2 protein-coding genes are annotated in these 575 nt (G+C 61.0%); both read left to right on the forward strand.

The features are described 5' to 3' along the window. Positions 1 to 218 (forward strand): PACE efflux transporter (locus BZK31_RS28865; RefSeq protein ID WP_157900850.1); only part of this gene is annotated, 218 nt, incomplete at its 5' end. 113 nt (positions 219 to 331) lie between these two features. Next, on the forward strand, positions 332 to 575 hold a 244-nt coding region (locus BZK31_RS28870; protein WP_167378144.1), incomplete at its 3' end, for a PhzF family phenazine biosynthesis protein.

Consider the following 575-nt stretch of genomic DNA (forward strand, 5'->3'; position numbering starts at 1 on the left):
ACCGAGCGTTGCATGCCTTGGGCTTCGAGGCCGGACTGATTCTCGCGGTCGTGCCGCTGGCCGCCTGGTGGCTGTCGATCAGCCTGTTTGAGGCATTCCTGCTGGACATTGGCCTGCTGCTGATGTTTTTGCCCTACACCATGCTGTTCAATTGGGCTTACGACACCGTACGCGAGCGAGTCCTGCGACGGCGCTCGTCGAGCTGCGAGGCGCTGTGAGGGCCGACGATCCATCAAGCGCAAAGATGCAGCGCATAAGGTTTTCCGGTTGGCGTTCCCCGAGGTCCCTGGAGCACACTATCAGCCCATGAAAACGGCAAGGACCCGCAATAATGGCGACTGAAATACTCAAACTGGCTGCGTTCAGCGATGGGGATCAAGGCGGTAACCCGGCAGGCGTGTGGATTGGCGAAACACTGCCTGACGAGCAGGTCATGCAGCAGATTGCCGCCGACGTCGGATTTTCCGAGACAGCCTTTGCCGCCTCTGTCGAAGGAGGCTGGCGGGTGCGTTACTTTTCACCGCTGGCCGAAGTGCCGTTCTGTGGCCACGCCACCATCGCGCTCGGTGCCGCGC

Source organism: Pseudomonas floridensis (assembly GCF_002087235.1).
Classification (GTDB): domain Bacteria; phylum Pseudomonadota; class Gammaproteobacteria; order Pseudomonadales; family Pseudomonadaceae; genus Aquipseudomonas; species Aquipseudomonas floridensis.